The following is an 8,324-nucleotide window of genomic DNA, read 5'->3' on the forward strand; positions in this document are numbered from 1 at the left end:
GCGGCCCCATCGCCCAAAACTCTTCCAATGTAGGATTTTGTCTGATCGACCCTTGTAGATGGACCAGCACCCGCGCGCGCCTTGGCCTCGCCCCGTCAAGCTGACGCGTCCCCGGCGCGTCGCCGTGGCGCCATTGTCGCGTCGGCGTGACTCTGGCGTGACTGGCATGGCGCGTCGGGCGCGCGTTGCGGACGCTTCGCGGGGGCAATCGGCGAAAATCGCGTGACGACAGTGTGAACTTCGGCCTGACGCGTCGGCGGCGCGTGCCATGCTAGGGCGCAGGCGCCTCGGCCGCGGCGAACAGTCCAACGGCCTGCTTCAGCTTGGCGATCGTTCGCGCTTCCAGCTCGGCGGAAAAGCGCGGCATCGGAATGGCGACCGCGAAGGCACCTACCGCAGCGCCGTCCATCACCACCGCCATCCCCAGGCCGCAGATGCCCGGCGTATATTCCTCGCGCGTGCGGCCGATCCCTGTCGCGCGCACCTCCGATAGTTCGGCGCGCAAGGCCGCCTCGTCGGTGATGCTGCCAGGGGTGAAGGCGCTGAGCGGTGTCGCGGCGAAATAGGCGTCCAGTTCGGCGTCGGGCATCGCCGCCAGCAGCGCCTTGCCGGCGGCCAGGCAATGGATCGGGCTGCGTGTGCCGACGCTGATCGAATAGCGCAGCGATTGTTCTGCCGTCTCGGTGACGATCGCTTCCAGCTGCCAGCCGTCGCGTGTGAAGAAGGATGCGGTCTCGTTGGTCTGCAAACGCAGCGACTTGACCAGCGGCCGCACCTTGTCCGCCAGCGACAGCGATCCGCGGGGCGCCGCCAGCCGCTCCAGCGCGCCGCCGGGAAGGTATCGCCGCCCGTCCCGCGCCAGATAGTCGCGCTCCACCAGCGTGGCGAGCAGGTAGGACAGGCTGCTCACAGGAATGGCGAGGCCTGCTGCGATTTCCTGCGCGACGACCCCGGCCGGGCGCGCGACGACATATTCGATGATGTCGATGGTACGCATCGCCGATTTGACGGTGGACGGCGTCGTGCCATTCATATGTCAGCTTTCCCCCGGTTGGAAAGTCAGGCTGCCTCGCCTTTCGGCAAAAAGCCAGCCCCCGTCCGTGCGGACGAAATAGTCGTGGAACGATCCGACCTTAGGCGCTGCCTCGCCGGTGAACAACAGCATGGCGCTTTCGCCCTTGGCGTGGTCCTCGTCCAGCACGTCGACGACGATGTTGGAGCAGATATGACGGGTGGTCCGCGCCGGCCGGGCGAGGAAGGCGGCCAGGATCGCCTCTCGCCCCTCCACCCAGTCGTCGGGCGCGGTCGGGCGCGCCATCCGGCCATCCGGCGCATAAAGCGCCGCGACATCCGTCCAGCGGCCGGCATCGTTCAGATTGGCGTAGCGCGCGACAAGCCGTGCGCAATCCTGCTCGATCTCACGGCGCTGATCGTCGGTCATGGCAGCGTGTCGGCCCGGCCGGGGATGATCGGCATGACGGGTGGTCCTTCTCCTGGTCGGGACCACCCTGTCACAAATTCATGGATATGGAAACATCGCAGATATGAAATTCTAGGTCGATGTCTTGTTCTTGCTCAAATCATAGCTGCCCAGGCCCGGCTTGTAGCTCTTTTCATCAATGAACTGGCGGATGCCTTCCTTGCGGCCTTCGCTCTTGTCATGAAAGTTCGCGGCCTCCTGCATCCGCACGAGATAATCCTCCGCTTCGTCATAGGTGATGGTGCCGACGCGGCGCACGGCATCCTTGGCGAATTTGAGTGCGACCGGATTTTTCTTGAGCAGCAGTTCGGCGACTTCCGTGGTGCGCGCCTTCAGTCGCTCCAGCGGCACGCTTTCGTTTACCAGCCGCATCGCTGCCGCCGCCTTGCCGTCGATCAGGTCGCCGGTCAGCGTCAGCCACATGGCGTCGCGCATGGGCAGCAGATCGACCACCACCTTGGTGACGCCGCCGCCCGGCAATATGCCCCAGTTGATTTCGCTGAGTCCGAACTGAGCTTCGTCCGCGCAGATGGCGAGATCGCAGGCAAAGAGCGGGCCAAAACCGCCGCCGAAACACCAGCCATTGACCATGGCGATGGTCGGCTTCTGATACCAGCGCAGGCGGCGGAACCAGCCATAGCTTTCGCGTTGCGACTTGCGCACGCCACGCAGGCCCTGCGCCTCGGTTTCGCGGAAATATTCCTTCAGGTCCATGCCCGCGGACCAGGCCGTGCCTTCGCCGCCGAGCACCAGCACGCCGACATCGTCGCGAAATTCCAGCTCGTCCAGCACCTCCATCATGCGCCGGTTGAGCGTCGGGCTCATCGCGTTGCGCTTGGTGGGGCGGGCGAAGTTCACCCAGGCGATTCCGTCCGCGACATCAAAGGAAACGACGTCCTGCTCTTCCATCTTCCTGCTCCTGCATGGCAATATGTATCACAGGCATACAATTAAAGGGGCAAGCCGTGCAAGAGGAAATTTGGCGGACGGCCTTGAGAGGCTGACTTGACAAGAGTTGACACTGCCTGAAAGATAACGATCGTTATTAATATAGACTGGTGCGACCGGTGGAGCGAGGTGACATGGAGGGGAGAGGCGGCAGCGGTGGGGCGATTGCATCCGCAACCATTGCGGCCTTTGCGGCAGTCGTCGGCAAGAATCATGTGTTCTTCGCGGAGGAGGACCAGGCGAGCTATCAGGACAAGTTCGCTATCGACGATGCCCGGCACCATCCGGCCGGCGCTGTCGCGCCGGCGACGGTAGAGGAGATTCAGGCAATCCTGCGCATCGCATCGGAGCGCGGCTTGGCGCTCTGGACGGTCAGCCGGGGCAAGAATCTGGGCTATGGCGGCTCGGCGCCGCTGCTTGCCGGATCGGTGATACTTGATCTCAGCCGGATGAAGAAGATCGACTATGACGAGACGAACGGCACTGTCCTGCTCGAACCGGGGGTCGGATTCTACGATCTCTACGACTTCCTTAAGACCAGGGGGATGAAGCACTGGCTGTCGGTGCCCGGCAACAGCTGGGGATCGGTGGTCGGCAATGCGCTCGACCGGGGCATGGGTTATACTCCCTATGGCGAACATGCGACGCGCATCTGCGGACTGGAGGCGGTGATGGCTGACGGCCTCGTGGTGCGGACCGGCATGGGTGCGCTCGATGGGGCGCCGACCTGGCAGCTCTATCGCTTCGGCTTTGGTCCCGGCTGGGACCAGATGTTCGTCCAGTCCAATTTCGGCATCGTAACCAAGATGGGGCTGTGGCTGATGCCCGCGCCGGAGTCGCTGATGGGCATGGATCTGGAGTTCGACCGGCCGGAGGATCTGGGGCCGCTGATCGACGCGATCGCCCCGCTGCGCCGTGAGGGACTGTTGCAGCAATCCCCGACCATCGGCAACTGGTTGCGCGCCGCCGCCGTGGTGACGACCCGCGACCAGTGGACCGACAAGCCGGGCGCTTTGCCTGATGATGTGATCGCGGCGATCCGCAGTAAATTCAATGTCGGCTGGTGGGGGGTGAGCCTGCGCCTATACGGCCGCGAATCGGTGAACAAGGCGGCCTATGCGATTTTGGAGCAGGAGATGGGGAAGCTCAAACCCATGTCGCTGCGCCCCACCCTATGGAAGACGGGGGAACTGCTGGAGGCGACGGGATGGACCGGAACGCCGCTGACCATGCCGATGCAGAACGCCAACTGGCATGGCGGCCGTGGCGGACATATCGGCTTTTCGCCGATCCTGCCGCAATCGGGAACGGCGGCACAGGCCCAGTTCCAGCGCACCTATGCCCGCTACAGGGAATTTGGCATGGATTATCAGGCCAGCTTCGCCTTTGGCGAGCGTCACCTCATCAACGTCAACGCCGTGCTGATCAACAAGGACGACCCCGACCTGATGGGCCGGGTCGATCCCTTCCTCAAGCAACTGATCGCCGATGCAAAGACGCAGGGCTATGGCGAATATCGCACCCATCTCGACTATATGGACGCGGTCGCGGACACCTATGACTATAACAAGGGTGCGCTGGGGAAGCTCAATCGCAAGGTCAAGGATGCGCTTGATCCCAAGGGTATCATCGCGCCGGGTAAGAGCGGCATCTGGCCCAGCAGTCGTGCGGGAGGGCCGGGCTGATGCGGGGGGGCATGATCGCTTTCACAAGCGCTATGGTGCTTCTGGCGGTGGCCGCCTGCGGCCGGGCGAGCGAGACGCCGACAGACGCTCCCAAAGGCCCGCCGCCCGCGCCCGCGCCCGAGACATTGTCCTCGCGCCCCCATGCTGGGCCGGGCGAAAAACTCTATTTGGAAAAATGCGCAATGTGCCACGGGCCGGGCGGCATGGGCACCGGACTGCTGGCACGGCGCGCCGACCAGCCGTTGCTGGAAAAGCGCACCGACCTGACCGTTGACTATGTTGTGCAGGCCGCGCGCATCGGCATCGGCAACATGCCTGCCATCCCGCGTGGCGAACTGAGCGATGCCGAGCTGAATTTGATCGCTGATCATCTTTCCGGGGGAATCAAGCCATGACAAGCCTGTCGCGCCGCGGCTTCATGGCCGGCGTTGCTCTTGCCTCTACGTCCGTGCTTGATCTGGGCCGCCGTGGCTTGGCGCGCACCGATGCCGTGTTGCTCCACGATCCGGGGTTGGTTGCCGGGCGGCGCTTTGCCGTGCGGGCAAATGATCTCGGAGGCGCTGTACTGGCGTTGGAGGGAGATCGGGTGCGGCAGATGCGCCAGCTGCTGGCGCGGGCGCCTGCGGCCCTGTTTGGGATATCCCGGCACGCGGACGAAATGCTGGTGGGAGACATCGTGACCGAGGCGGGGTATCGCCGGGTCGCCCTGGTGCGCCACGGCGGCAAAGCGCAGGTCGCGAACTGCGCGCCTGATGGTGCACCTGTTGCCGTGCTTGCCCGGTTGGCCGGAACGGGCTGGCCGGAAGCCTTTGCCGAACTGGCGCTGGGCGGGATTGAGCGGTGCGGCACGCGCGGGGCAGGCGGGCTAGCCGCGCCAGCCTTCAGCTGGATATTCGCGCGGCGCGAAGGCGGATGATCTGCAGACGGCTTATATGCTACGCCACCTTGCATGAGCAGGACGAGCGCCAGGGGAAATGAAGCGGACGGCGCGGGCGCGCGCCGCCGCCAGATATTGGAGATCGCGGCGCAACTCTTCGCGCGCAAGGGTTATCGCGGGACCTCGATGCGCGACATCGGCGAGGCGGCGGGCGTGCTGGGTGGGTCGCTCTACCATCACATCAAGTCGAAGGATGCGCTGTTTGTCGAGTTGCACCATGCAGCGCTCGACGCGGCGGAGGCCCGCATCAAGGCGGCACTCTCGGGCGAGGATGATCCATGGGCACGGCTGGAGGCCGCCTGCTCAGCCTTGCTCGAGATTCAACTCGACCCCGATTCGCTGACCATGCCGATGATGAATGACTTTCGCGAAGTGCCGGACGCGGTGCGCGCCGCGCTGGTCGATCGCCGCGACCGGTTCGAAATGCTGTTCCGCGATCTTGTGGCGATGCTGCCCCTGCCGACCGACATCGACCGCTCGATCTACCGCAACCTGCTGCTCTCGCAGCTCAATTCGGCAGCGGACTGGGTCCGTCCAGGCCGCCTCACGGCGCGAGAGATCGCCACTCAGGTAGCGCGCGTCTTCCGCCATCCCGACCCAGCAGAATGACCTTGCTTGCTATTGTAACAAGTGTTTGGTAATTTAGTGCCAGAAAGAGAGGCCAGCCCTAAAATGCCAAGCTACATCCCCCCGATCGACGACTATCGTTTCCTGTTGAACGAGGTGTTGGGTTTCGACCTTGCCATGGCGGAGCAGGGCCAGGATGTGGACGCGGATCTCGCGATCACCGTGCTGGAGGAAGCAGGCAAATTCTGCGCGGAGCAGCTCCATCCGCTCAATCGCGAGGGAGACGAGCAGGGCAGCAGGCTGGTCGATGGCGCCGTGGTGACGCCGCCCGGCTTCGCCGAGGCCTATGGCGCATTCGTCGCGGCCGGCTGGCCTGCACTGGCCGCCGATCCTGCCCATGGCGGGCAAGGGCTGCCTTTCATCCTTCAGCAATGGTTGGACGAGATGCTGTCGGCCGCCAATCTATCCTTCGGTCTCTTCCCCGGCCTGACGCGCGGTGCGAGCGAAGCGATCGCCGCTCATGCCAGCAAGGAACTGAAGGCGCGCTATCTGCCCGCGCTCGTCAGCGGCGAATGGACGGGCGCCATGGCGTTGACCGAAAGCAGCGCGGGCACGGATCTCGCTTTGCTCAAGGCCCGGGCAGTGCCGAGGGACGATGGCGGCTATGCTGTGACCGGGCAGAAAATCTTCATTTCCTCGGGCGATCATGACATGGCGCCCAATATCATCCATCTGGTACTGGCTCGCCTCCCCGACGCGCCGCCGGGCGTGAAGGGCATCAGCCTGTTCCTCGTCCCCAAATATCTGCCGGACGGCGTGCGCAATGCGATGTCTGTTGGTGCGCTCGAAAAGAAGATGGGCATCCATGCCCAGCCCACCTGCGTCATGAATTATGATGGTGCCACCGGCTGGCTTGTAGGCGAGCCGCATCGTGGGTTGGCGGCCATGTTCACCATGATGAATGCCGAACGGTTGATGGTCGGCATCCAGGGGTTGGGCATTGCTGGAGCGGCCTATCAGCAGGCGGCCTCTTATGCGAAGGATCGGTTGCAGGGGCGCAGCGCGGACGGCACGCGCGGGCCCGTACCCATCATCGACCATGCGGATGTCCGACGGATGCTGCTCAAGGTCCGCGCCTTTGTGGAGGCGGGCCGGGCGCTGGCGGGCTGGACCGCACTCCAGTTCGACCGTGCCCATCGCCACGCCGATGCGGCCGAGCGGGCCAAGGCCGATGCGTTGGTCGCGCTCATGACCCCGGTCGTGAAGGCGGCTTTCACCGACTTCGGCTTCGAAAGCGCGGTCGAGGCGCAGCAGGTATTGGGTGGCCATGGCTATATCCGCGAATGGGGGATGGAGCAGTATGTGCGCGACGCCCGCATCGCACAGATTTACGAAGGCACGAACGGCGTGCAGGCACTGGATCTGGTGGGACGCAAGCTGGCGCTTGGTGGCGGCGCGGTGGTCGACGGCTTCTTTGAAATGATCGCGGATGATCTGGATGCTGCGGCGGACCTGATCGTGGCGCAACGCAGTCGGGACGCGCTTGCCCTGCTGCGGGAGGCGACGGTCGCGCTGCGCGGCGCGGGCGCCGATGCAGCGGGCGCGGCGGCGGTTGACTATCTGCGCCTATTTGCCTTGGTATCATTCGGCTGGATGTGGACCCGCATGGCCGTTGCCGCGACGGGCGAAGGGTCGCTGCATCAGGCGAAGCGCCAGATGGCGGAATTCTTCGCCTTGCGGATGCTGCCGCAGGCGCGGGGTCTGGCGGCCGCGATCGCCGCCGGCGAAGCATCGTTGATGGCTCTGCTGGCCGAGGCCTTCTAACTGGTACGATTTGCCTGGTGCATGGTGCCGTTTCGCGGATCGAATGTGAGCTCCGACGGAATATGTCCTTGTCGTCGTTCCCGGAACAGGAAAGCTCTCAGTCTTTTAGCGAGGCGTGAGCATGGACAGCGAGCAGCCAAACGAGGCTTGGATGTCTCAGCGGTGCGGCTGATAGCTCCGTGTCAGTGGCGACACCATCGTAACCGCGCTTGAGAAACGGATAGCGAGAGCCGCTCCCCCCTGGTTCCAAGGGGGGCAGCGGCTCCGGTTGCGCGACGGTGCTATTTCGTGGCGCTGGCGAGATAGGCGATCAGGTTCGCGCGGTCGGCTGGCTGCGGTACGCCCGGGAAGGCCATGCGATTGCCGGGGATCAATGCGGTTGGTTTGGTCAGAAACGCATCCAGCGACTTGGCGTCCCAGCGAATCTTTGCCTTCTGCATGGCAGGCGAATAGGCGAAGCCCGCCTGTGAGCCCGACGTGCGGCCGAACAGGCCGGCTAGATTCGGGCCCATCTTCTTTGGCCCCGGCTTCACATCATGGCAGAGCGCGCAACGGGCGAAAACGGATTTTCCCTTGGCCGGGTCGCCGGCTTGGGCGAGGGCGGGGGGTGCCGCCATCGCTGCACCGGCAAGCAAGAGGAACGTGAACTTGCGCGTCATCGTCATGCATGTCTTCCCTTTTCATATGACCGCTTCGTAGCAGCTCGTCGTTTCGTCACGATGGAGCATTCTCCCCATTGCGCAAGATGGCGCCATCGCTGCGGCACAATCCTAACGATCGTGTATGAACGAGGCTTGAAGGCAAATCGCCCATTATCGAGGTTCGGCGCGGCAATGAGGGGGGGGGGCTTCAAGATTTGTCTTTTTTTGAAATTTTATCGTTG

At 64.0% G+C, this 8,324-nt stretch carries 9 protein-coding genes; 5 read left to right on the forward strand and 4 right to left on the reverse strand.

The features are described from left to right. Window positions 1-271 precede the first annotated feature (271 nt). From A7Q26_RS01080 to A7Q26_RS01090, 3 genes are all read right to left on the reverse strand, one after another. On the reverse strand, window positions 272-1,033 hold the full coding sequence (locus tag A7Q26_RS01080; RefSeq protein WP_066855256.1) for an IclR family transcriptional regulator: 762 nt from the start codon (window positions 1,031-1,033) through the stop codon (window positions 272-274). Between the two features lie 3 nt (window positions 1,034-1,036). Then, entirely contained in the window at window positions 1,037-1,441 is a 405-nt protein-coding gene (locus A7Q26_RS01085; protein ID WP_066855259.1) for a nuclear transport factor 2 family protein, read from the reverse strand. Window positions 1,442-1,552: 111 nt separating this feature from the next. Next, window positions 1,553-2,389 (reverse strand): p-hydroxycinnamoyl CoA hydratase/lyase, encoded by an 837-nt coding sequence (locus tag A7Q26_RS01090; RefSeq protein ID WP_066855264.1) that lies wholly within the window; start codon window positions 2,387-2,389, stop codon window positions 1,553-1,555. Between the two features lie 173 nt (window positions 2,390-2,562). On the opposite strand from A7Q26_RS01090, the gene A7Q26_RS01095 reads away from it, so the two are divergent. The 5 genes from A7Q26_RS01095 to A7Q26_RS01115 all read left to right on the forward strand — a co-directional run bounded on the left by A7Q26_RS01095 (window position 2,563) and on the right by A7Q26_RS01115 (window position 7,441). Continuing rightward, window positions 2,563-4,113, forward strand: a complete 1,551-nt coding sequence (locus tag A7Q26_RS01095) for an FAD-binding oxidoreductase (RefSeq protein ID WP_066855266.1) — start codon at window positions 2,563-2,565, stop codon at window positions 4,111-4,113. A 32-nt stretch (window positions 4,114-4,145) separates the two neighbouring features. Then, a complete protein-coding gene (locus A7Q26_RS26115; RefSeq protein WP_269747212.1) occupies window positions 4,146-4,508 on the forward strand; it encodes a c-type cytochrome in 363 nt (120 codons plus the stop codon). Further along, window positions 4,505-5,029 (forward strand): hypothetical protein, encoded by a 525-nt coding sequence (locus A7Q26_RS01105; protein ID WP_066855271.1) that lies wholly within the window; start codon window positions 4,505-4,507, stop codon window positions 5,027-5,029. The genes A7Q26_RS26115 and A7Q26_RS01105 overlap by 4 nt, the downstream gene beginning before the upstream one ends. A gap of 33 nt (window positions 5,030-5,062) precedes the next feature. Further along, window positions 5,063-5,659, forward strand: coding sequence for a TetR/AcrR family transcriptional regulator (locus tag A7Q26_RS01110; RefSeq protein ID WP_066855274.1), 597 nt, complete (start codon window positions 5,063-5,065; stop codon window positions 5,657-5,659). 63 nt (window positions 5,660-5,722) lie between these two features. Further along, window positions 5,723-7,441 (forward strand): acyl-CoA dehydrogenase, encoded by a 1,719-nt coding sequence (locus tag A7Q26_RS01115; protein WP_066855277.1) that lies wholly within the window; start codon window positions 5,723-5,725, stop codon window positions 7,439-7,441. Window positions 7,442-7,722: 281 nt separating this feature from the next. Here A7Q26_RS01115 and A7Q26_RS01120 read toward each other — a convergent pair whose 3' ends face one another. Next, entirely contained in the window at window positions 7,723-8,106 is a 384-nt protein-coding gene (locus A7Q26_RS01120) for a c-type cytochrome (protein ID WP_066855280.1), read from the reverse strand. Window positions 8,107-8,324: the final 218 nt, after the last annotated feature.

Origin of the sequence: Sphingobium sp. TCM1 (genome assembly GCF_001650725.1) — a bacterium.
Lineage (GTDB): Bacteria > Pseudomonadota > Alphaproteobacteria > Sphingomonadales > Sphingomonadaceae > Sphingobium.

Coding starts and splice junctions, on each gene's coding strand:
- A7Q26_RS01080 (WP_066855256.1), bottom strand. CDS start 1,033: ATGAATGGCACGACGCCGTCCACCGTCAAATCGGCGATGCGTACCATC.
- A7Q26_RS01085 (WP_066855259.1), bottom strand. CDS start 1,441: ATGACCGACGATCAGCGCCGTGAGATCGAGCAGGATTGCGCACGGCTT.
- A7Q26_RS01090 (WP_066855264.1), bottom strand. CDS start 2,389: ATGGAAGAGCAGGACGTCGTTTCCTTTGATGTCGCGGACGGAATCGCC.
- A7Q26_RS01095 (WP_066855266.1), top strand. CDS start 2,563: ATGGAGGGGAGAGGCGGCAGCGGTGGGGCGATTGCATCCGCAACCATT.
- A7Q26_RS26115 (WP_269747212.1), top strand. CDS start 4,146: ATGGTGCTTCTGGCGGTGGCCGCCTGCGGCCGGGCGAGCGAGACGCCG.
- A7Q26_RS01105 (WP_066855271.1), top strand. CDS start 4,505: ATGACAAGCCTGTCGCGCCGCGGCTTCATGGCCGGCGTTGCTCTTGCC.
- A7Q26_RS01110 (WP_066855274.1), top strand. CDS start 5,063: ATGAGCAGGACGAGCGCCAGGGGAAATGAAGCGGACGGCGCGGGCGCG.
- A7Q26_RS01115 (WP_066855277.1), top strand. CDS start 5,723: ATGCCAAGCTACATCCCCCCGATCGACGACTATCGTTTCCTGTTGAAC.
- A7Q26_RS01120 (WP_066855280.1), bottom strand. CDS start 8,106: ATGACGATGACGCGCAAGTTCACGTTCCTCTTGCTTGCCGGTGCAGCG.